The 19,869-nt window shown below is 73.0% G+C and carries 20 protein-coding genes and 2 rRNA genes; 10 read left to right on the top strand and 12 right to left on the bottom strand.

Translation table 11 applies throughout. The features are described from left to right. Positions 1–78 (top strand): 23S ribosomal RNA (locus ACS5PV_RS24260); the annotation flags it as partial. Positions 79–185: 107 nt separating this feature from the next. Next, positions 186–301, top strand: a 5S ribosomal RNA gene (gene rrf, locus ACS5PV_RS24255). Between the two features lie 519 nt (positions 302–820). Here rrf and ACS5PV_RS24250 read toward each other — a convergent pair. From ACS5PV_RS24250 to ACS5PV_RS24235, 4 genes are all read right to left on the bottom strand, one after another. Continuing rightward, on the bottom strand, positions 821–1,549 hold the full coding sequence (locus tag ACS5PV_RS24250; RefSeq protein ID WP_455397911.1) for an amino acid ABC transporter ATP-binding protein: 729 nt from the start codon (positions 1,547–1,549) through the stop codon (positions 821–823). Positions 1,550–1,692: 143 nt separating this feature from the next. After that, positions 1,693–2,385: an amino acid ABC transporter permease gene (locus ACS5PV_RS24245; RefSeq protein ID WP_455397904.1), complete on the bottom strand. Its 693-nt coding sequence runs from the start codon at positions 2,383–2,385 to the stop codon at positions 1,693–1,695. A gap of 28 nt (positions 2,386–2,413) precedes the next feature. Continuing rightward, a complete protein-coding gene (locus ACS5PV_RS24240; RefSeq protein ID WP_455397903.1) occupies positions 2,414–3,133 on the bottom strand; it encodes an amino acid ABC transporter permease in 720 nt (239 codons plus the stop codon). Between the two features lie 173 nt (positions 3,134–3,306). Then, entirely contained in the window at positions 3,307–4,218 is a 912-nt protein-coding gene (locus ACS5PV_RS24235; RefSeq protein ID WP_455397902.1) for a transporter substrate-binding domain-containing protein, read from the bottom strand. A gap of 329 nt (positions 4,219–4,547) precedes the next feature. On the opposite strand from ACS5PV_RS24235, the gene dgcN reads away from it, so the two are divergent. The 4 genes from dgcN to ACS5PV_RS24215 all read left to right on the top strand — a co-directional run bounded on the left by dgcN (position 4,548) and on the right by ACS5PV_RS24215 (position 7,292). Further along, positions 4,548–5,558, top strand: coding sequence for an N-acetyltransferase DgcN (gene dgcN / locus ACS5PV_RS24230; RefSeq protein ID WP_455397901.1), 1,011 nt, complete (start codon positions 4,548–4,550; stop codon positions 5,556–5,558). Then, a complete protein-coding gene (gene dgcA, locus ACS5PV_RS24225) occupies positions 5,555–6,535 on the top strand; it encodes an N-acetyl-D-Glu racemase DgcA (protein WP_455397900.1) in 981 nt (326 codons plus the stop codon). The genes dgcN and dgcA overlap by 4 nt, the downstream gene beginning before the upstream one ends. Before the next feature lie 120 nt (positions 6,536–6,655). Further along, entirely contained in the window at positions 6,656–6,973 is a 318-nt protein-coding gene (locus tag ACS5PV_RS24220) for an EthD family reductase (protein ID WP_455397899.1), read from the top strand. Positions 6,974–7,010: 37 nt separating this feature from the next. Next, the gene (locus tag ACS5PV_RS24215; protein WP_455397898.1) at positions 7,011–7,292 is read left to right on the top strand and encodes a hypothetical protein; all 282 of its coding nucleotides are present in this window, start codon (positions 7,011–7,013) and stop codon (positions 7,290–7,292) included. A gap of 18 nt (positions 7,293–7,310) precedes the next feature. Here the strand turns inward: ACS5PV_RS24215 and ACS5PV_RS24210 are convergent, their stop codons facing one another. From ACS5PV_RS24210 to ACS5PV_RS24200, 3 genes are all read right to left on the bottom strand, one after another. After that, positions 7,311–7,931: a hypothetical protein gene (locus ACS5PV_RS24210; protein WP_455397897.1), complete on the bottom strand. Its 621-nt coding sequence runs from the start codon at positions 7,929–7,931 to the stop codon at positions 7,311–7,313. Between the two features lie 185 nt (positions 7,932–8,116). After that, the gene (locus ACS5PV_RS24205) at positions 8,117–8,347 is read right to left on the bottom strand and encodes a DUF6894 family protein (RefSeq protein WP_455397896.1); all 231 of its coding nucleotides are present in this window, start codon (positions 8,345–8,347) and stop codon (positions 8,117–8,119) included. Between the two features lie 250 nt (positions 8,348–8,597). Further along, a complete protein-coding gene (locus tag ACS5PV_RS24200; RefSeq protein ID WP_455397895.1) occupies positions 8,598–8,912 on the bottom strand; it encodes a hypothetical protein in 315 nt (104 codons plus the stop codon). 285 nt (positions 8,913–9,197) lie between these two features. Here ACS5PV_RS24200 and ACS5PV_RS24195 point away from each other — a divergent pair, with 285 nt between their 5' ends. Continuing rightward, positions 9,198–10,874, top strand: coding sequence for a formate--tetrahydrofolate ligase (locus tag ACS5PV_RS24195; RefSeq protein ID WP_455397894.1), 1,677 nt, complete (start codon positions 9,198–9,200; stop codon positions 10,872–10,874). Positions 10,875–10,895: 21 nt separating this feature from the next. Here ACS5PV_RS24195 and ACS5PV_RS24190 read toward each other — a convergent pair whose 3' ends face one another. From ACS5PV_RS24190 to tsaD, 5 genes are all read right to left on the bottom strand, one after another. Then, positions 10,896–11,891 (bottom strand): NAD(P)H-dependent glycerol-3-phosphate dehydrogenase, encoded by a 996-nt coding sequence (locus ACS5PV_RS24190; protein WP_455397893.1) that lies wholly within the window; start codon positions 11,889–11,891, stop codon positions 10,896–10,898. Continuing rightward, positions 11,888–12,265, bottom strand: a complete 378-nt coding sequence (locus ACS5PV_RS24185) for a type II toxin-antitoxin system PemK/MazF family toxin (protein ID WP_455397892.1) — start codon at positions 12,263–12,265, stop codon at positions 11,888–11,890. The genes ACS5PV_RS24190 and ACS5PV_RS24185 overlap by 4 nt, the downstream gene beginning before the upstream one ends. Positions 12,266–12,276: 11 nt before the next feature. Next, a complete protein-coding gene (locus ACS5PV_RS24180) occupies positions 12,277–12,480 on the bottom strand; it encodes an antitoxin MazE-like protein (protein ID WP_455397891.1) in 204 nt (67 codons plus the stop codon). 104 nt (positions 12,481–12,584) lie between these two features. Further along, complete coding sequence (locus tag ACS5PV_RS24175; protein ID WP_455397890.1) at positions 12,585–13,502, bottom strand: GNAT family N-acetyltransferase; 918 nt, start codon at positions 13,500–13,502, stop codon at positions 12,585–12,587. Then, complete coding sequence (tsaD, locus tag ACS5PV_RS24170; RefSeq protein ID WP_455397889.1) at positions 13,499–14,587, bottom strand: tRNA (adenosine(37)-N6)-threonylcarbamoyltransferase complex transferase subunit TsaD; 1,089 nt, start codon at positions 14,585–14,587, stop codon at positions 13,499–13,501. The genes ACS5PV_RS24175 and tsaD overlap by 4 nt, the downstream gene beginning before the upstream one ends. 148 nt (positions 14,588–14,735) lie before the next feature. Here tsaD and ACS5PV_RS24165 point away from each other — a divergent pair, with 148 nt between their 5' ends. From ACS5PV_RS24165 to ACS5PV_RS24155, 3 genes are all read left to right on the top strand, one after another. Beyond that, a complete protein-coding gene (locus ACS5PV_RS24165; RefSeq protein ID WP_455397888.1) occupies positions 14,736–15,536 on the top strand; it encodes a uroporphyrinogen-III synthase in 801 nt (266 codons plus the stop codon). 121 nt (positions 15,537–15,657) lie between these two features. After that, positions 15,658–18,066: a hypothetical protein gene (locus tag ACS5PV_RS24160; RefSeq protein WP_455397887.1), complete on the top strand. Its 2,409-nt coding sequence runs from the start codon at positions 15,658–15,660 to the stop codon at positions 18,064–18,066. A gap of 147 nt (positions 18,067–18,213) precedes the next feature. Beyond that, positions 18,214–19,719, top strand: a complete 1,506-nt coding sequence (locus tag ACS5PV_RS24155) for a heme biosynthesis HemY N-terminal domain-containing protein (RefSeq protein ID WP_455397886.1) — start codon at positions 18,214–18,216, stop codon at positions 19,717–19,719. The last annotated feature ends 150 nt before the right edge of the window (positions 19,720–19,869 follow it).

Genomic DNA, 19,869 nt, shown 5'->3' with positions numbered 1-19,869 from the left:
CCACGTGGATAGGCTGGATGTGCAAGCGCGGTAACGCGCTGAGCTGACCAGTACTAATCGCTCGATCGGCTTGATCGCTCTCATGATCCGTGTCCGGATCAGACACACGAACACGATGAAGACGCGACCGGCCGCCGATAGCGGCTGCCGGTCAGCATGCTTGCCGGACGAACGTGCTTGGCCGGTCTGGTGGTCTGAGCGGGGTGATCAGAACCCGATCCCATCTCGAACTCGGCCGTTAACCGCCCCAGCGCCTATGGTACTGTGTCTCAAGACACGGGAGAGTCGGTCACCGCCAGACCTGCCAAGCACGTCACATTCCCTCGACACGACCCTCACGAACGAAGCCCGCCCGGCTGACGCCTGGCGGGCTTCGCTACGTTCAGGCACTCTTCTCCGCCAAATTTCCCTGTTTGTCCGGTCCCTCACCATGGAGACCGACGCGCAGCGAGGCTCGCTTTCCCCACTACGACGCTCAGCAAGGCGGCGGTGGGCGGGGTCGATCTCGTTCGCGTAGCGTGGTGAACATCCGTTTCGTCAGCGTCCGGTTCTGGCCGCCAGCGATGAAGGTCGCCTTCACGGTCTCGTCGGGTGCCGGGACCGAGACGGCAGTGCCGCCAGGGACCGCGCTCGACCGGGTCCCTGGCGGGTAAGGAATGCAGTCCCCCTGGTCGGAAGGGCTGCTGCCCGAACACACAGTCGGGGGCAGGTCAAATCACGGGTATTTCACACGCGATCGTCCTGCCCGCGGAAGGGGAGGGGCCGTCCAGCGCTTCACCGCGTGAGCGGCGGGCGCAGACGGCGCAGGGCCCGCGGCCCGTCAGTGCGACAGGATTCGCGACAGGAAGGTCTGGGCGCGCTCGCTGCGGGGGCTGCCGAAGAAGTCCTCCTTCTGCGCGTCCTCGACGATCTCGCCCTTGTCCATGAAGATTACGCGGTTCGCGACCTTGCGGGCAAAGCCCATCTCGTGGGTCACGACCATCATGGTCATGCCCTCGCGGGCGAGCTCGACCATCACGTCCAGCACCTCGCCGACCATCTCGGGGTCCAGCGCGGAGGTCGGCTCGTCGAACAGCATCACGATCGGGTTCATGGCGAGCGCCCGGGCGATGGCCACGCGCTGCTGCTGGCCGCCGGAGAGCTGGCCCGGATACTTGTGGGCGTGGGCCTTGAGGCCGACCCGCTCCAGCAGCGCCAGGCCCTTGGCCTGCGCCTCGTCCTTGCTGCGACCGAGCACCTTGCGCTGGGCGAGGTTCAGGTTGTCGGTGATCGACAGGTGCGGAAACAGCTCGAAGTGCTGGAACACCATGCCGACCCGAGAGCGGAGCTTGGGCAGGTTGGTCTTCTTGTCGGCGATCTTGGTGCCGTCGACGGTGATCTGGCCCTTCTGGAACGGCTCGAGGGCGTTGACGCACTTGATGAGCGTCGACTTGCCGGAGCCCGACGGGCCGCAGACCACCACGACCTCGCCCTTGGTGACGGAGGTGGTGCAGTTCGTCAGCACCTGGAAGTCGCCGTACCATTTCGACACGTTGTCGATGGCGATCATCGGCCCGGTGGTCGCCGTCACGGGCGGCCGCTCGGTGAGCAGGGTGCCGACGGGGCCGGTACCGGGCGCCGCGTCGGACGCGGCCTGCGGCTCCGGAACGGGGCTGACGGGCGGCATCGCGGAGGAGGTCATGGCGGCAAACCCTATCGGATGATGGCGACCCGGCGCTGCAGGCGGCGCACCAGGAGCGAGGCGATGAAGCACACGGCGAAGTAGACCACCGCCGCGAACAGGTACATCTCGACGAGGCGGCCGTCGCGCTGCGCCACCTTGGACGCGGCGCCGAGGAAGTCGGTGATGGACAGGACGTAGACCAGCGAGGTGTCCTGGAACAGCACGATGGTCTGGGTCAGCAGCACCGGCAGCATGTTGCGGAAGGCCTGGGGCAGGATGACGTTGCCCATCGACTGCCAGTAGGTCAGGCCGAGCGCCGAGGCCGCCGCCGCCTGTCCCTTCGGGATCGACTGGATGCCCGCCCGCATGATCTCGGAGAAGTAGGCCGCCTCGAACAGCGTGAAGGTGATGAGCGAGGACGAGAAGGCGCCGACCTGGATCGGCCGCTCGGACCCGATGATCCACTGCCCGATATACGGCACCAGGAAGTAGAACCAGAAGATCACCAGCACCAGCGGCAACGAGCGCATGAAGTTGACGTAGGCCTTGGCGACCTGCGGCAGCACCGGCAGGCCCGACAGCCGCATCATGGCGATCAGCGTGCCGAGGACCACGCCGCCGATTGCCGCGAGCGCGGTCAGCGTCAGCGTGAAGGTCATCCCGTCGAAGAACAGGTAGCGCCAGGAATTGAGGATGACGCTGAAATCGAAATTCGAGAACATCGCAGGATCTTGCCCGAGCTGGAGGGGTTCAGCGGCCCGGCACCGCGACGCGGCGCTCGATCAGCCCGGCGGCGGTCACCACCAGCAGGTTGATGATGATGTAGATGATCGTCGCGGCGGTGAAGGCCTCGAAGACCTGGAACGAGAATTCCTGCATCGCACGGGCCCGGGCGGTCAGCTCCAGGAGGCCGATGGTCAGCGCCACCGACGTGTTCTTCAGGTTGTTGAGGAACTCGGAGGTCAGCGGCGGCAGGATGATGCGGTAGGCGTTGGGCAGGAGCACGTAGCGGTAGGTCTGGGCGGTGGTGAGCCCGAGCGCCGTGCCGGCCATGCGTTGGCCCCGCGGCAGGGCCTGGATGCCGGCCCGCACCTGCTCGGCGACGCGCGAGGCGGTGAAGAAGCCGAGGCACACGACGGCGGTGTAGAACGGCGCGTTCGGCAGCTGCTTCAGCCAGGTGCCCCAGGATTCCGGCAGCACCTCGGGCAGGACGAAGAACCACAGGAACATCTGCACGAGGAGCGGGATGTTGCGGAACAGCTCGACGTAGGAATTGCCGACGGCCTGCGCGCCGCGGCTCGGCAGGGTGCGCAGCACGCCGACGACCGAGCCGACCGCGAAGGCGATGACCCAGGCGCAGAGCGCCGTGACGATGGTCCAGACCAGGCCCGACAGCAGCATGTCGGCGTAGGTGCCGGTCCCCTCGGGCGACGCCTCGAAGAAGATGCCCCAGTTCCAGTTGTAGTTCATGCCCTGTCTTCCGGGTGCGTTCGGCGTGTTGGATGCGGTCTCGGCGCCGATGGTATACGGTTTTCCCGCCCCGGCGAGGCCGGGCGCGGGCGCGGGCACAGGGAAAAAGTGCCGAGGGACGCGAAGGTCCGCGGGAGGCGCCGCCCGGACGAGGGCGGCGCCCGCTCGTCAGGTCAGTAGGCGGCCGGGTCCGGGCTGTCGCTCGGCTTGGCGAAGGCCTGCTGCAGCGCCTCGCTCATGGGCAGGTTCAGGTTGATGTCCCGCGGCGGGATCGGCTTCATGAACCACTTGTCGTAGGCCGCCTTGGCCTCGGGGCTCTTGTAGAAGGCGGCGGTGGCGGCGTCCGTGACCTTCTTGAAGGCTGCGTCGTCCTTGCGCAGCATGATGCCGTAGGGCTCGGGCTTCGACAGGGCGTCCGTCGAGATCACGTAGGCGGTCGGCTCCTTGGAGGAGGCGGCCAGCGAGGCGAGCAGGACGTCGTCCATCACGAAGGCGGCGGCACGTCCGGTCTCGACCATCAGGAACGCCTCGGCGTGGTCCTTGGCCGGCAGGATCGTGATGCCGAGCTTCTTCTCGGCGTTGTACTCGTTGATCTGCTTGATGTTCGTGGTGCCCGAGGTCGACACGACGGTCTTGCCCTTCAGGTCCTCGAACTTCGTCAGGCCGCTCGTCTTCTTGGTGACGAAGCGGTTGGCGGTGAGGAAGTGGGTGTTGGTGAACGCGACCTGCTTCTGCCGGTCGACGTTGTTGGTGGTCGAGCCGCATTCGAGGTCGACGGTGCCGTTGGCGATCAGCGGGATGCGCGTCGCCGAGGTCACCGGGTTGAGCTTGACCTCGAGCTTGTCGAGCTTCAGCTCGGACTTCACCGCGTCGACGATCTTGTAGCAGATGTCCATCGCGAAGCCGACCGGCTTCTGGTTGTTGTCGAGGTAGGAGAACGGCACCGACGAATCGCGGTAGCCCAGCGTGATCTGCCCGGTCTCCTTGATCTTCTTCAGCGTCCCGGTGAGGTCCTGGGCCGAGGCGGTCCCGGCGGAGGCCGCCAGGCCGGCGAGCAGGACGGGAAGCAGGCTTCTCAAACGCATTCGTGCTCTCCTTTTGGGCAATGACCTAGTCCGTCACGGCGTTGTTGGCGTCAAGGGCCGGGTCGGCCGAGGATCGGGGAAGAGTGCGGCGGCCGGACGGAGCCCGATTGCGCAGGACCGGGAGGTCGTGCCCGGCCCGCCCCTGGCAAGGCGCGGGCCAACCGCGGCCGTCCGGAGGCGGCCTTGCCGGCCGGGCAGTCCCTCGCGGCAGGCCTGTTGCACCCCGGGGCCGCCCGCGCGAAGGTGCCGGCGCCGAGGATGACGGCCTTTGCGGCTCGACTCTTGCCCGGCACCCGTGACGCCCCCGCGACGACGGACCGACGAGACCGATGCAGATCGCCACGCCCTACCTGATGTTCCTCGGCGACGTGCCCGACCGGCTCGCCGCCAAGACCGCCTACGGCATCGTCGACTGGCGGCCGGACTGGTGCGTCGGGCAGCTGCGCCTGCCCGGCTGCGCCGCCGATCTCGGCATCCCGGACCTGACGATCGAGGAGGGCGTCGCCAGGGGCGCCCGCACGCTGATCGTCGGCGTGGTCAATGCCGGCGGCGTCCTGCCGCCGCACTGGGTCGCCAGCATCGTCGCCGCGCTGGAGGCCGGGCTCGACGTGGCGAGCGGGCTGCACACCCGCCTCGGCTCGGTGCCGGAGATCGCCGAGGCCGCCTCCCGCCACGGGCGCCAGCTCCACGACGTGCGCCATTCCGACCAGCGCTTCGACACCGGCAAGGGCACGCGGCGTCCGGGCCGGCGGCTCTTGACCGTCGGCACCGACTGCTCGGTCGGCAAGAAGTACACCGTGCTGGCGCTCGAGAAGGGCATGCGCGACCGCGGCCTCGACGCCGATTTCCGCGCCACCGGCCAGACCGGGGTGTTCATCTCCGGCCGCGGCGTCGCCATCGACGCGGTGGTCGCCGACTTCATCTCCGGCGCCGTCGAGTGGATCGCGCCGGCGGCCGACCCGCAGCACTGGGACCTGATCGAGGGCCAGGGCTCGCTGTTCCACCCGAGCTTCGCCGGCGTCAGCCTCGGCCTGCTGCACGGGGCGCAGGCCGACGCCTTCGTGGTCTGCCACGAGCCGACCCGCACGACGATGCGCGGGGTCAAGCATCCGCTGCCGAGCATCCAGGAGGTGATCGACCTCACGGTGCAGCTCGGCCGGCTCACCAACCCGGACATCCGGCCGACCGGCATCGCGGTCAACACCCAGGCCCTGGAGGAAGGGGAGGCGCGCGCGCTCCTGGACGAACTCGCCGCCGCGCACGGCCTGCCCGCGACCGACCCGGTGCGGTTCGGCGTCGAGGGGCTGGTCGACCGCCTGGTCTCGGAGTTCCCGGCGTGATCCGGCTCGCGACCGCCATCGAAAGCTGGCCGATCGCCGGCACCTTCACCATCTCGCGCGGCAGCCGGACGGAGGCCGTGGTGGTGACCGCCACGATCACCGACGGCACCGCCACCGGCCGGGGCGAGTGCGTGCCCTATGCCCGCTACGGCGAGACCGTGGAGGGCGTGCGCGACCTGATCACCCGGCAGGCCGAGGCGCTCGCCGCCGGCCTCACCCGCCGGGACCTCGCCGGCCGGATGCCGGCGGGCGCCGCCCGCAACGCCCTCGACTGCGCCCTGTGGGATTTCGAGGCCAAGCGCGCCGGCCGGTCCGCCCATGACCTGGCCGGGATCCCGGCGCCCGCTCCGGTGACGACCTGCTACACGCTGAGCCTCGGCAGCCCGGAGGAGATGGCGGCGGCCGCCCACGTGGCGGCGGCCCGACCGCTGCTGAAGGTGAAGCTCGGCGGCGCGGGCGACCCCGAGCGGATCGCCGCGGTGCGCCGGGGCGCCCCACATTCGCGCCTCGTGGTCGATGCCAACGAGGCGTGGTCGCCCGAGACGATCGAGGCCAACCTCGCGGCCTGCGCGGCGGCCGGCGTCGAGCTGATCGAGCAGCCCCTGCCGGCGGGCGACGACGGGCTACTCGCCCGGATCGACCGCCCGATCCCGATCTGCGCCGACGAGAGCCTGCACGGCGACGTCGACCTCGACGCGCTCAAGGACCGCTACGACGCGATCAACATCAAGCTCGACAAGGCCGGCGGCCTCACCGAGGCGCTGCGGCTGGCACAGGACGCGAAGGCGCGCGGGCTGTCGATCATGGTCGGCTGCATGCTCGGCACCTCGCTCGCCATGGCGCCGGCGATGCTGCTCTCGGGCCTCGCCGACTTCGTCGACCTCGACGGCCCGCTGCTGCTGGCCCGCGACCGCGAGCCGGGGCTGAGGTTCGAGGGCAGCGTGGTCCATCCGCCCGAGCCGGCGCTGTGGGGATGACCAGGTTGGGGTGACCGACCTTTGGGCAGGTCCGGCGCGCTTGCGCCGGGCCGGCAAAGGGTGCTCTCTGGCCGTCAGGGACCGGGAACGGGTCCCGCATCCGGGAGCGACGGGAACGCCATGATCGTGGTCAGCGTGATGTATCCGGGCGGCGCCGACGCCCAGCCCTTCGACCTCGCCTACTATCTCAAGCACCACATTCCGCTGGCGCAAGAGCGCTGGTCGTCGATGGGCCTGGAGAAGACCGAGGTGGTCACGGCGAGCGGCACGCCCGACGGCGGCCCGGCGCCGTTCCAGGTGATCGCGCTGCTCACCTTCCGCTCCCTCGACGACTTCAAGAAGGCCGGTGCGGCGCATGGCAAGGAGATCTTCGGGGACATCCCGAACTTCTTCAAGGGCCAGCCGGTGGTGCAGATCAACGAGCCGCAGAGCTTCTGACGCTCGAGGGCACCCCTTCTTCGAGATCGCTCCAGCGATGATCGACATCGTCAAGGTCCTGCACGAGCAGCACCCGGATCTCGGCCCCTACGTCCTGGCGCTGCGCGAGCGGTCGGGGCTCGTCGTGCCGGGCGATCCCGGCGCGCTCGCGCCGGAGGTGCGGGACTGGGCCGCCCGCGAGGCGCCGAGCACCGCGTTCAGCCGGCGCGCGCTGACCTACGCGCCGTTCCCCGGGCTGCCGGAGGAGACCCGTACCCTGGGCGTCGTCGCCTTCGGCAATGCGGCCGACCTCGCCCGCTTCGCGACGCGCTGGACCTGAGCGTCGCGGAGCCCGGCGTCATCGGCCCCGGACGGCGATATCGCGCGGGACCGCGGAGCCGGCGGCGAGGCGCGCGCTCACGGTCAGCCCGAGATCGATGCACAGCACCAGCAGGATGCCGGCGAGCAGGGCGATCACCGCCGCCTGGGCGCGGGGGCTGAACCCGGCTACCGCCGGCCGCGGCCCCTCCGGCACCGCCGGCAAAGGCGCCGCCCCGGGCTGCGGCGCGGCCGGTGCCTCCGGGGCGGGATCCTCCGGGACGGCAGGATCCTCCGGGACGGACACAGCCCCTCCCGTGAGGCCGAACCGGGGCCGGTAGCCGCCGACCGGGACGGTGATGCGCACGTCGAGCCCCGCGGCGTGCTGGGCATAGGCGTCGTCGAGCGCCCGCCGCAGGCGCCCGGCCTCGACGCGCACGCTGGGATCGAGGCTCGGGTCGAAGTCGGGGTTGCGGCCGAGGGCCTGGGTGGCGATGGTGTAGGCCTTGATCGTCGCGCCGCGCCCGGCCAGTTCCTCCTCCACGACGAAGCGCAGGAAGCGCGCGAGCTTCGGCGAGCGCAGGAAGGGCGGCGCGTGCAGCACGACCTCCAGGGTCTCGACCACGCGGTCGGCCGGAACCTCCTCCTCGGTCTCGGACATCGAATTGCCTTCCCGGCGCGGCCGGACGCGCTCCGGCCCGTCGCGTCCCGCCGCCAGGGGCAGCCGGACCCATAGAACTCCCATTGAGTATAGGGACGAGACGCTAGGATGTTAGTCCCTGCCCGCCCGGAAGGCGATCCGGCCTGGGGACAGGCCGCACGGAAACGACGGCGCGCCGCGGGGTGTCAGTCGCGGCGCGGCGGGAACGGCACGGTAAAGACCAGGTCGTGCGCCTCGTTGCGCACCTCGACGCGCCAGGCGCGCCAGTCGATCCGCGTGGTTTCCGGGCCGGTCATCGCGTCGGCGATCAGGGTCCGCGCCTGGCTATGCGCCTCGCCGAGGTCACGGCAATCGAGCCCGGCCTCGTCCGGCACGCTCTGGGTCGAGTCCATGATGTCGAAGAAGTAGCGCGGCACGGCGGATCGGACTCGAGGTGTTGCGATGACGGAAGACGACGGAATCCCCGCCTCGCTCCGTCGACGGCCCAGGGGCCGCACAGCAATGGCGATGATTGCCTGTTCTATTCACGACTCGGAAACCAAGCGGACCGGCCAAAGTTCCGCTTGCTATTCGTGGCAAGGCCTAGGTCGTTTGGTCTAGTAATTTACCTAGTAAAGAACCGGATCGAAGGAATCTTGTCCGCTCGTCTCGGGCCGCACGAGCGCCTCAACGGGCCTCCCGCTCGGCGGCCCCGCGCCAGGGGGGCTGCCGGTCGTGGGCCGTCAGGGTGTCGCGGGAGGGCGGCCGGCCCGCCTCCGGGATCGCGCTCCGCAGGCCCGCCCCGAGGGCGCGCCCGGCTTCGGCTACCGTGGCCTCGACCACCCGCGCGCGCATCTCGCCTTGCATCGCCTCGAGGACCGGCCCGGCGAACTCGCCGAGCGTCGGGGCCGTCCGGGCGGGAGCGGGCGCCTCGCCGAAACGCAACGGCGACAGGTAGTAGATCGCGCCGATCACCAGCCCGGCCCGCATCCAGAAGGCCATCCCGTTCCCCCGCTCGCCCCGACGACCGACCCACTCTCGGCGGCAATGGTGAAGCGTTTGGCGACGGAGCGGGCGCGATCTGCCGGTATGCCTAACGCCGCTCGCGACCGCCCCCGGCGGGACGTCGATCCTGTTTGCAACCCGCGCGGGGGGCTTCCAATTTTTCTGGGCATCCTGCTCAAGCGAATTGATCTTTTCGACCAGGGCGGCCTGCGCCTAGAATCCCTGACGCCAAAAATCCCTCACGCCAAGCCGCACCGGCTCCAGAACAACGATCGGGACCCAATGCCGACCGACATCGAGATCGCCCGCGCGGCCACCTTGCAGCCGATCACCGCGATTGCCGGGCGGATCGGCATCCCGGACGAGGCCCTGCACCCCTACGGCCGGCATATCGCCAAGATCGACCACGCCCACATCCGGAGCCTCGAATCGCGGGCAGAGGGCAAGCTGATCCTGGTGACGGCGATCAGCCCGACCCCGGCGGGCGAGGGCAAGACCACCACCACGGTCGGCCTCGGCGACGCCCTCAACCGCATCGGCCGCAAGACCGTGATCTGCCTGCGCGAGCCCTCGCTCGGGCCCTGCTTCGGCCAGAAGGGCGGGGCGGCCGGCGGCGGCAAGGCGCAGGTGGTGCCGATGGAGGCGATCAACCTCCACTTCACCGGCGATTTCCACGCCATCACCTCGGCCCACAGCCTCGCGGCGGCCCTGATCGACAACCACGTCTACTGGGGCAACCCGCTCGGCATCGACCTGCGCCGGGTGGCGTTCCGGCGCGTCGTCGACATGAACGACCGGGCGTTGCGCAGCATCACCCAGAGCCTCGGCGGCGTCGCCAACGGCTTTCCCCGCGAGGACGGGTTCGACATCACTGTCGCCTCCGAGGTGATGGCGGTGTTCTGCCTCGCCCGCGACCTCGCCGACCTCGAGGCCCGCCTCGGCCGGATCGTGGTGGCGGAGACCCGCGACCGAAAGCCCGTGACGCTCGCCGACCTCAAGGCCACCGGCGCGATGACAGTGCTGCTGAAGGACGCGCTGCAGCCGAATCTCGTCCAGACCCTCGAGGGCAGCCCGGCGCTGATCCATGGCGGGCCCTTCGCCAACATCGCGCATGGCTGCAACTCGGTGATCGCGACCCGGGCGGGCCTCAGGCTCGGCGACTACGTGGTGACCGAGGCCGGCTTCGGCGCCGATCTCGGGGCGGAAAAATTCTTCGACATCAAGTGCCGGCAGGCGGCTTTACGCCCCTCGGCGGTGGTGATCGTCGCGACCGTGCGCGCCCTCAAGATGCATGGCGGCGTGGCGAAGTCGGATCTCGGCGCCGAGAACGTCGCGGCCCTGGAGCGGGGATTTGCCAACCTCGCCCGCCACGTCGAGAACGTGCGCCGCTTCGGCGCGCCGGTGGTGGTCGCGGTCAACCACTTCCACGCCGACACCGAGGCCGAGCACGCCGCCCTCAAGGCTCTGTGCCGCGACCGCCTCGACGTCGAGGCGATCACCTGCCGGCACTGGGCCGAGGGCGGCGCCGGGGCCGAGGGCCTGGCCCACGCGGTCGCGGGCCTCGCCGATGCCGGCCCGGCCACCGCCCCGCGCTTCGCCTACCCGGACGCGATGCCGCTGGAAGACAAGATCCGCGCGGTGGCGCAGACGCTCTACGGCGCCGCCGACATCCAGGTGGAATCGAAGGCGGCCGCCAAGCTCGCGGCGTTCGAGCAGGCCGGGCACGGCCACCTTCCGGTCTGCATGGCCAAGACCCAGTACTCGTTCTCCACCGACCCGACCCTGATGGGCGCGCCGAGCGGCCACGTGGTGGCGGTGCGCGACGTGCGCCTCTCGGCCGGGGCCGGCTTCGTCGTGGCGATCTGCGGGGAGATCATGACCATGCCGGGCCTGCCGAAGGTCCCGGCGGCGGAAGGCATCCACCTCGACGCGGAAGGACGGATCGAGGGGCTGTTCTGACGGCCTCCGGGTCCGGCCGGCTCAGGCCTCGGCGCGTAGGGGCCGGCTGAGCAGGTCGGCGATCGCGGCGTCGAGGCCGAGCGTCCCTGAGAGCAGCCCCGCCACCGCCTCGGCCACCGGCATCTCGACCCCCCGCTCGCGGGCCAGCGCCACCAGCCCCTGCGCGGTGAGGGCCCCTTCGGCGAGCTTGCCGCCGGCGGCCTCCTCCGGGCTCGCGCCCCGCCCCAGCCGCTCGCCGAAGGCGAAGTTGCGCGATTGCGGCGAGGCGGCGCTGAGCACGAGATCGCCGAGGCCGGAGAGCCCCATCAGGGTCTCGGGCCGGGCGTCCCAGGCGCGGGCGAACCGCATCAGCTCGGCGAAGCTGCGGGCGACCAGCGCCGCCCGCGCGCTCTCGCCGAGGCCCCGGCCGATCGCCGCCCCGCAGGCGATGGCGAGCACGTTCTTGGCCGCCCCGCCGATCTCGACCCCGCGCGGGTCGCTGCCGTGATAGACCCGGAAGCTCGGCCCGGAGAGAGCGGCGGCGAGCCCTGCCGCGAGGTCCGCGTCTCGGCTCGCCAGCGTCACCGCGGTCGGCAGCCCGCGGGCGACGTCGGCCGCGAAGCTCGGGCCCGACAGGACCGCGATCGGGGCCTCCGGCGCCGACTCGGCGGCGACGTCGGTCAGGAAGGCGTTGGTGCCGCGCTCGATGCCCTTGGCGCACAGGACGAGCGCGGCGTCCGGCTTCAGGTGCGGGCGCAAGGCGCCGAGCACGCCCCGGAGCGTCTGCGCCGGCGTCACCACCAGCACCGCCCCGGCGGCGGCGAGGTCCGCCGCCGACGCGGTCGGGCGCACCCCCGGATGCAAGGGCACGCCCGGAAGGTGGCGGGCATTCTCGCGCGAGCGGGCCATGGCGGCGGCGCCTGCGGCGTCGCGCATCCACAAGATCACAGGCCGCTCCGCCGCCGCGGCGGCGGCGTTGGCGAGGGCGGTGCCCCAGGCGCCGCCGCCCAGGACCGCGATCGGGCCGGTGGCGGTCATGATGCCCGGCCACTACGGACGTGAACGGGGCCGCCGCTCGGCAGAGCGCCGGCGAGACCGAGAAAGACCAGCACAGCCTCGTCGAGCCGCTTCATGTCGGACGGATCCAGGCGGCCCACCAGGTTCCCGATCTTGTGCCGGGGCACGGTCGTGATCTTGTCAACCATCAGTCGGCAGGGCGCCCGCAGGCCGTTGCCGTGGTTCGGAGTAATCGGAAGCCGGAACAAGGGTGCATCCGTGGAGTCTGTCGTGAAGGCGCAGATCGTGACGGAATCGGTTGCCGCGAAGGCATCATCCTGGAGGATGACGGCAGGGCGCGGCTTGCCGGCGTAGTCCTTGCCGCCCGAGACGGTCCAGATGTCTCCACGCGTCATGGCGGTGCCGATCAGTGTTCCGGATCGGCAGAAACGGCATCGATGAAATCCTGGTCGTCCCGCGCCTGCCGGCTGGCGGCGACCGCCGCCGCCTGCCGCTGTGCTTCGTGCCGGAAGGCCGGTGCGCGCACATCCGGCACGAGGATCTCGATGCGGCGCTGGCCCGGACCGGGGTCTGCCCGGCGGAGCGGTCTCGACGGCTTCGACTGGGACATGGCGGGCCTTCCAGGCTTCCCGATCATCCGCCCCGGCGGAATGGCGCCCGGCGCCCGCGAGACGGGTCGAGAACCGGGACCTGCGAGAGCGTCGCGAGCGAGCCTCATCCTAGGCCAGCGTCGCCCGCCCCGCCACCGCCGAAGAACTCCGCCGCCGTCAACCGGTACAGCCGGTGCGGCCGGAGCTCGTGGCCCTCCGGCAGGCCCGGATGGGCGAACCCGCCGACCTCGCTCATGCCGAGGCGTTCCATCACCCGGCGCGAGGGCGCGTTCACGTCGGCGGTGTAGGCCACGACCTGGGCAAGCGCGCAGCGGGAAAAGACGTCGGCGAGCGCCAGGCGGGCGCCGCGCACGGCAAAGCCCCGGCCCCAGGCGGGCCAGGCGAGGCGCCAGCCGATCTCGACGAGGCCCGTCGCGTCGAGGCCGGATTCCTGGCCGATCAGCGGCCCGAGGGGCAGCGGCCGGGCCGGGCGCCAGCAGCCGACGAAGCCGACGAAGCCCTCCGGCGCCTCGACCACCCAGGGGCCGAACCCGTCCTCGTCGAAGCGCCGGGCGAGCGCCCGGGCCTCGGCCTGGCTCTCGCGGGCGGTCTTGGGTGCGGGGAAGAACCGCATCACCTCCGGGTCGGCGCAGAGCGCCGCGAAGGGCTCGTCGTCGGCGAGCTGCCAGCGCCGCAAGGAGAACCCGTCGCCGGGCAGGCGCGCGGGCGGCGGCGGCGGCCGGACCTTGCGCCGCCACAGCAGCGAGCGGTGGTTGAGCACCGCGAGGTCCTGGCGGCCGGCCAGCACCGCCTCGCCGAGGCCGAGGGCGACGCCCAGGCGCTCGGGCGGCATGTTGGCCCAGGCCGGCGGGGCGACGCTCTCGCGCCAGGGCCCGCCGCAGGCATTGTCGAGCAGGATGCGGGCGAAGCAGTGGTTGCGCGAGACCGGCCAGTCGGGATGCGCGGCCGCCGCCTCGGGCAGGCGCTCGTCGACCAGGGCCCGCCAGCGGCGCTGCTGCGCCTCGGCCTCCGCGGGGGTCATCCGGCTGCGGTCTCGGACTTGGCCGGATCCTTGTCCGGATCCTTGGCAAGGTCCTTGGCTTGCGCGAAGGGCCAGCGCGGCCGGGCCGGCGCGGTGATGTCGTCGGTGAGGCCGAGGCGCAGGCGCTCGATGCCGGCCCAGGCGATCATCGCGCCGTTGTCGCCGCAGAGCGGCAGGGGCGGGGCGACGAGGGGCAGCCCGGCCTCGCCGGCCTGGTGGGCGAGGGCGCGGCGCAGGGCGCCGTTCGCCGCGACGCCGCCGGCCGCCACGAGCGCGGTCGGATGGCCGGCGACGGCACTGAAATCGCGCAACGCCACCCGCACCCGGTCGACCACCACGTCGACCACCGCCGCCTGGAAGCTGGCGCAGAGGTCGGCGACGTCCTGGTTGGTGAGGGGGGCGATGCGCTCGGCCTCGATCCTGAGCGCGGTCTTGAGGCCCGACAGGGAAAAATTCGGCTCGCGCCGGCCGAGCATCGGCCGCGGCAGGGCGAAGCGCTCCGGATTGCCGCTCTCGGCGGCACGCTCGACTTCCGGTCCGCCCGGATAGGCGAGCCCCAAGAGCTTCGCGACCTTGTCGAAGGCCTCGCCGATGGCGTCGTCGATGGTGCCGCCGAGGCGCACGTATTCGCCGACGCCCTTGACCGCCACGAGCTGGGTGTGGCCGCCGGAGGCGAGGAGCAGCAGGTAGGGGAAGGCGAGGCCGTCGGTGAGCCGGGCGGTGAGGGCGTGGGCCTCGAGGTGGTTGACGGCGACGAGCGGCTTGCGCGCGACGAGAGCCAGGGTCTTGCCGGTGACGAGCCCGACCAGCACGCCGCCGATCAGCCCCGGCCCGGCCGCGACCGCGATGCCGTCGAGGTCGGACAGCCGCATGCCGGCGGTGTCGAGCGCCCGGGCGACGAGCCGGTCCAGCACCTCGACATGGGCGCGGGCGGCGATCTCCGGCACCACCCCGCCATAGGCGGCGTGCTCGGCGATCTGGCTCAGCACCTCGTTGGAACGGATCGCGCCGCGCCCGTCTTCCTCCACCGTCACGATCGCGGCCGCGGTCTCGTCGCAGGTGGTCTCGATCCCGAGGACGTTCATGGTGGGGGCATGGTCTCGCGAGGGGGCTGGCACGCCGCGCGGCGGCCGGTAAGGTGCCCTCCAGATAACCCGTCGCCTCGGGGTCGGCCAAGTGGTCGGTTTCACAGTGGTCGGTTTCACACGGGGTCGGATGCATGAGGGAGGGCGCATGAGGGGAGGGGGCGTGACGCCGGCGACGGCGTGCGGGACCGCCCTCCGGGTCTGGGTCGCGCGGCCGCTGCCGGCCGGCGCGCGCACCGCCGCGCGCCTCGCGGCCCTCGGCCACCGGCCGCTCCTCGCCCCCGTCCTCGACCTCGCGCCGAGCGGCGCGCCGGCCCCGGAGGGCCCGTTCGACGCCCTGGTCCTGACCAGCGCGAGCGCCGTGCCGGCCGTCGCCGGCTCTCCTCTGGCGGCGCTGCCGGCCTACTGCGTCGGGGCCCGCACCGCCGACGCCGCGCGGGCGGCGGGGTTCGGCGCCGTCCACGAGGCCGGGGGGGACGCGCTCGCCCTCGCCGAGCTGATCGGCCGGTCGCTGCCGCGAGGCGCGCGCCTCCTCCACGCCGCCGGGCGCGAGCGCAAGGACGAGCCGGGCGCCACGCTGGCCGCCCGAGGCTACCGGCTCACGGTCTTCGTCGCCTACGCCGCCCGGCCGCTGCCGGCCCTGCCGGAGCCGGTGGCGGAGGCGCTGAGCCATGACGGCCTCGACGCGGCCCTGCACTATTCCCGGCGCAGCGCCGCGACGGCGCTCGGGCTCGCCCGGGCGGCGGGGCGCGAGGCGGCGTTTTTTCGCGTGGCGCATCATTGCCTGTCGGCGGACGTGGCCGCGCCCCTGGTCGCGGCCGGGATCCTGTCCCATGTCGTCGCGACGCGGCCGGACGAGGATGCCCTGCTGGCCGGCCTGCGTGCCAATCCATCGGACAGTGACGCAGAGGCGTCGCCGGCCCTTCGCCCGGGCCGGGAGCGATGCTAAGGGACGATCAACCCATGCGCGGCCCGGGCGGGATCCTGCCCCGCGGCCGCGCTCACACCGCGCCGATCAGGCCGCCGTCCGGCGCGCCCCGGCTCGGACCCACAGGTGAGGATCTTCGGCCGTGACCCCATCCGACAAGGACCAGAAGGATTCGCGCAACCGTCCCGGCGGGCGCGGCGGCAACCCGGCGGATGGGCCGATCATCGACCTGAAGGCCACCCGCGTGCCCGACGCGCCCAAGACCGAGCCGGGGAAGTCCGAGCCGGGGAAGGCTGAGGCGGGCAAGGTTGAGCCCGTGAAGACCGAGGCTGCGAAGCCGGCCGAGGCGGCCAAGGACGCGGCCAAGACGGACGCCGTCAAAGCCGACGCGGCGAAGCCCGTCACGACCACGTCCGTTACCGCGACCGGAAAGCCCGGCGAGCCGCCCAAGCCGGCCGATGCGTCGAAGCCGGCCGACGCGCCGAAGCCTGGCCCAGCCGGCGCGGCGTCGGGTACCGCCTCGCCGCTCGGCGCCTCGGCGGCGAAGCCGGCCGGCGGCACGCCCGCCGGGGCCACGACGCCCATCGCCGGTGCGACCGGAACCACGCCCCCGAAGCCGGGCGAGGCCGCCAAGCTTGCCGATAACAAGCCGGGGGACGTCAAGCCCGGCACGCCGGCCGCCGCGACCGGCCCCGCTTCGGCCGCCTCCGCGACGCCGTCCTCCCCCAGCGGGACCCCGAAGCCTGCGACCGGCGCCGTGGTCACGGGTCCGGGCAGCGGCCCGCTCAAGGTCGGGGATGCCAAGCCGGGTGATGCGAAGCCGGGCGATACCAAGCCCGGCGCACCGGTGACCGGCCTTCCCGTCGGCAAGGCGCCGGAGGCGGGCAAGCCCCTGGACGCCAAGCCTCTCGATTCAAAGCCCCTCGACACCAAGTCGCCCGCCGCCGGCACCGGCGCGACGACGGGAGCCGCTTCCGCGGGCTCGCGCCCCAATCCGGCGAGCCCGGCCGGCGCGACGCTCTCGGCGGTGCCGAAGACCGGCCCGCAGAGCACCGGCCCGCAGAGCACCGGCAGCGGCACGACGGCGAAGGACGCGTCGAAGCCCGAGGCCGCCCGGACGACGAGCGCCATCCCGGCCGCCGCCGCGCCGCAAGCCCGGTCCGGCGCCGGGTTCGGCTCGCTGCTCGCCGCCTCGCTCCTCGGCGGCGTGGTCGGGGCCGGCCTCCTCTACGGCGTGACCACCTACGGCCCAGGCTACGGCATCAACCTGCCGAAGCCCGCGACGCCCGAGAGCAGCGATGCGGTCGGCACCGTGCCGATTGAGCAGCGCCTGGCCGACCTCGCGCCGCGCGACAGCGTCCAGGCCCTCGACCGCCGCATCGCCTCGCTCGAGACGAGCGTGCGCCCGCTGCCCGACGCGGTGCGCGCCGCCGACGCCGCGGCGAAGGCCGCGGGCCAGCGCGCCGAGGAGGCCCTGCGCAAGGCCGAGGCGGCCCCGGCCCAGGGCCAGCCTTCGACCGGTCAGCCCGCCGGGCAGCCGGCGACCGCCGCGAGCCAGGCGCCGGGCGCCGGCATCGACCCCGCCCGCCTCCAGGGCATCGAGAAGCAGCTCGCCGACCTCCAGGGCCGGGCCGGCGGCGGCGACGCGGGCCTGCGCCAGCGGGTCGACGGCCTCGCCCAGGCGGTGACGGCCCTCCAGGGCCGCGGCGACGGCGCCGACCTGCGCGGGCGCCTCGACGGGCTCGACAAGGGGCTGAAGGCGCTCCAGGCCGATCTCGGCACCCGCGCGGCGGCCGACGAGCAGGCCGACAAGGCGCTGGGCCAGCGCCTCGACGAGCTGGCCCGATCGCTCGACGGCCGGGCCAAGGCCGCCGACCAGCGCTTCGACGCGCTCCAGCAATCGTCCGACGCCCGCGCCAAGGCCGTCGACCAGCGCCTCGCTGACCTCGCCAAGGCGGTGGAGGGACGGGCCGAGGCGAGCAGCGTCCAGGCGGCGCTCCGGGTGGTGGCCTCCGACCGGATCGCCAGCGCGCTCGCCTCCGGCGCGCCCTACGCCGATGCGCTCGCGACCTTGAAGCAGCTCGATCCCGGCCAGGCCGGGGCGCTGGCGCCGCTGGAGCCCTTCGCCCAGAGCGGCGCGCCGACCGCGGCGGCGCTGGCCCAGGGCTTCCAGCCCGTCGCCGCCAAGCTGAACGCGGCGGCGCTCGCCGCCCGCCAGCGGGCGGTGGCCGAGCGCGGCAGCATCACCGACCGGCTGAGCAGCATGGCCGAGTCGATCGTCTCGGTGCGCAAGGTCGGGAGCGAGGGCGCGGCCCCGGCCCCGGGCAACGCCGCCGACCCGACCGAGGCCGGCGTCGCCAAGATCCAGGACGCCCTGTCCCGCGGCGCGGTGGCGGAGGCGGCGCAGGCCTTCGACGCCCTGCCGGAGCAGGCCCGCCAGCAGGCCGGGGAGTTCGGCCAGCGCCTGAAGGCCCGCGCGGCGGCCGGCGAGGCCGCCCGGGCGCGGCTCGCCGCGTCCTTCGCGGCGCTCCAGGGTCCGGCGACCCGCTGAGGCCCCGAGGCCGCGGCCACCCTGAAGGGGCGCGGCACTCCGTTTCCGGCGCGGCCGCCACGGCGGCCGCCGTGACATCCCGGGGCGTCCCCGACGCCCCCTCGCGCGCCCGGTGCGGCAGCGCGGCTTTCTGGAGTTGATGGACCGATGTGGCGCGCACTCGCCTTCCTGGCTCTCCTCGCCCTCGCCGCCTACGGGGCGGTCTGGCTCGCCGACCGGCCCGGCGTGGTCACCGTGACCTGGGGCGGCTACGAGCTGGCGACCAGCCTCGCGGCCGCGCTCGTCGGCGTGATGGTGCTGGCGGTGGTGCTCGGCTTCGTCTGGGCCTTCGCCCGCGGCATCCTGAACCTGCCCGAGCGGCTGACCCTGTCGAGCCGGCGCCGGCGCCAGGCCCGGGGCTACAACGCGCTCTCGCGCGGCATGGTGGCGGTGGGATCGGGCGATCCGATCGCGGCGCGCCGCCACGCCGGCGAGGCCGAGCGCCTGCTCGGCCCCGAGCCGCTCGCCCTGCTGCTGACCGCGCAGGCCGCCCAGATCTCCGGCGACCGCGCCGGGGCCGAGCGCGCCTTCCTGCGCATGGTCGACGATCCCGAGACCCGGGTGCTCGGCCTGCGCGGCCTGTTCGTCGAGGCCCGGCGCCAGGACGACGAGACCACCGCCCGCGCCTACGCGATCGAGGCCGCTCGCCTCGCCCCGACCGTGACCTGGGCCAACGAGGCGGTGATGGAGAGCCATTGCGCTGACCGCGACTGGTCTGGCGCCCTCGACACCGTCTCGCGCCGCGCAGCCCTCGGCCTCTCCGACAAGGCGGCGATGCGCCGCCAGCGCGCGGTGCTGCTCACCGCCAGCGCCCTCGACCTCGAGGCGGGCGACCCCGAGCGTGCCCTCGAGCAGGCCCGGGAGGCGGTGAAGCTTGCCCCCGACCTCGTGCCGGCAGCGGCCGTCGCCGGGCGGCTCTTCGCCCGCCGCGGCGATCTCAAGCGTGGCGCCAAGGTGGTCGAGGCGGCCTGGCGCGCCAACCCGCATCCGGATCTCGCCCGGGTCTATCTCGACCTGCGCACCGGTGATTCGAGCCGCGACCGGCTCGCCCGCGCCGAGACCCTGGCCCGGATCTCGTCCTGGCATCCGGAATCGCGCTTCGCCATCGCGCGGGCGGCGATCGACGCCCGGGAGTTCGCCCGCGCCCGCGACGTGCTGGCGCCGCTCGTCGCCGACCAGCCGACCGCGCATGCCTACGAGCTGATGGCCGAGATCGAGGAGGCCGAGCACGGCGCCCAGTCCGGCAAGGCCCGCGAGTGGCAGGCCCGGGCCGCCCGCGCCCCGCGCGACCCGGCCTGGTGCGCCGACGGCCTCGTCACCGACCGCTGGGCCCCGATCTCGCCGGTAAGCGGGCGCCTCGACGCCTTCGTCTGGCAGACCCCGCCGGACCTGCTCGGCCGTGCCCCCGCCGGCCCCGCGCACGAGCCCGAGCCCGCCGCGGCAACGGGCCCGCTCGCCGCGAACCCGCTGAACGGCGCGGCGGCCCCGAAGGCCGGCAACGGCATCGCCACCGTCGGCACGATTCCGCCCGGCACGATTCCGCCCGGCACGGTGACCCCGCCGGTGGTGCCGGTGCCGGTCAAGGTGCCGGAGGTGGTGGGCCCGGGGCGCTGAGGCCCCCCACGACCTGGACGGCCGGGACCGGTACGACCACCGGCGCAATCCATCTCGACGTCATCCCGGGTCCCGCTGTCAGGGTCCCGGGATGACGCGGCGGGTTTCGATTTGGTCCGCCGAGCCAAGCCAAGCCAAGCCAAGCCAAGC

It is taken from the genome of Methylobacterium sp. Gmos1 (assembly GCF_053764715.1).
The sequence above is the reverse complement of the archived record's forward strand: the minus strand, read 5'-3'. Positions and strand labels throughout refer to the sequence as shown.

Coding starts and splice junctions, on each gene's coding strand:
- ACS5PV_RS24250 (WP_455397911.1), bottom strand. CDS start 1,549: ATGATCGCCATCGACAACGTGTCGAAATGGTACGGCGACTTCCAGGTG.
- ACS5PV_RS24245 (WP_455397904.1), bottom strand. CDS start 2,385: ATGTTCTCGAATTTCGATTTCAGCGTCATCCTCAATTCCTGGCGCTAC.
- ACS5PV_RS24240 (WP_455397903.1), bottom strand. CDS start 3,133: ATGAACTACAACTGGAACTGGGGCATCTTCTTCGAGGCGTCGCCCGAG.
- ACS5PV_RS24235 (WP_455397902.1), bottom strand. CDS start 4,218: ATGCGTTTGAGAAGCCTGCTTCCCGTCCTGCTCGCCGGCCTGGCGGCC.
- dgcN (WP_455397901.1), top strand. CDS start 4,548: ATGCAGATCGCCACGCCCTACCTGATGTTCCTCGGCGACGTGCCCGAC.
- ACS5PV_RS24220 (WP_455397899.1), top strand. CDS start 6,656: ATGATCGTGGTCAGCGTGATGTATCCGGGCGGCGCCGACGCCCAGCCC.
- ACS5PV_RS24215 (WP_455397898.1), top strand. CDS start 7,011: ATGATCGACATCGTCAAGGTCCTGCACGAGCAGCACCCGGATCTCGGC.
- ACS5PV_RS24210 (WP_455397897.1), bottom strand. CDS start 7,931: ATGTCCGAGACCGAGGAGGAGGTTCCGGCCGACCGCGTGGTCGAGACC.
- ACS5PV_RS24200 (WP_455397895.1), bottom strand. CDS start 8,912: ATGGCCTTCTGGATGCGGGCCGGGCTGGTGATCGGCGCGATCTACTAC.
- ACS5PV_RS24195 (WP_455397894.1), top strand. CDS start 9,198: ATGCCGACCGACATCGAGATCGCCCGCGCGGCCACCTTGCAGCCGATC.
- ACS5PV_RS24190 (WP_455397893.1), bottom strand. CDS start 11,891: ATGACCGCCACCGGCCCGATCGCGGTCCTGGGCGGCGGCGCCTGGGGC.
- ACS5PV_RS24185 (WP_455397892.1), bottom strand. CDS start 12,265: ATGACGCGTGGAGACATCTGGACCGTCTCGGGCGGCAAGGACTACGCC.
- ACS5PV_RS24180 (WP_455397891.1), bottom strand. CDS start 12,480: ATGTCCCAGTCGAAGCCGTCGAGACCGCTCCGCCGGGCAGACCCCGGT.
- ACS5PV_RS24175 (WP_455397890.1), bottom strand. CDS start 13,502: ATGACCCCCGCGGAGGCCGAGGCGCAGCAGCGCCGCTGGCGGGCCCTG.
- tsaD (WP_455397889.1), bottom strand. CDS start 14,587: ATGAACGTCCTCGGGATCGAGACCACCTGCGACGAGACCGCGGCCGCG.
- ACS5PV_RS24165 (WP_455397888.1), top strand. CDS start 14,736: ATGAGGGGAGGGGGCGTGACGCCGGCGACGGCGTGCGGGACCGCCCTC.
- ACS5PV_RS24155 (WP_455397886.1), top strand. CDS start 18,214: ATGTGGCGCGCACTCGCCTTCCTGGCTCTCCTCGCCCTCGCCGCCTAC.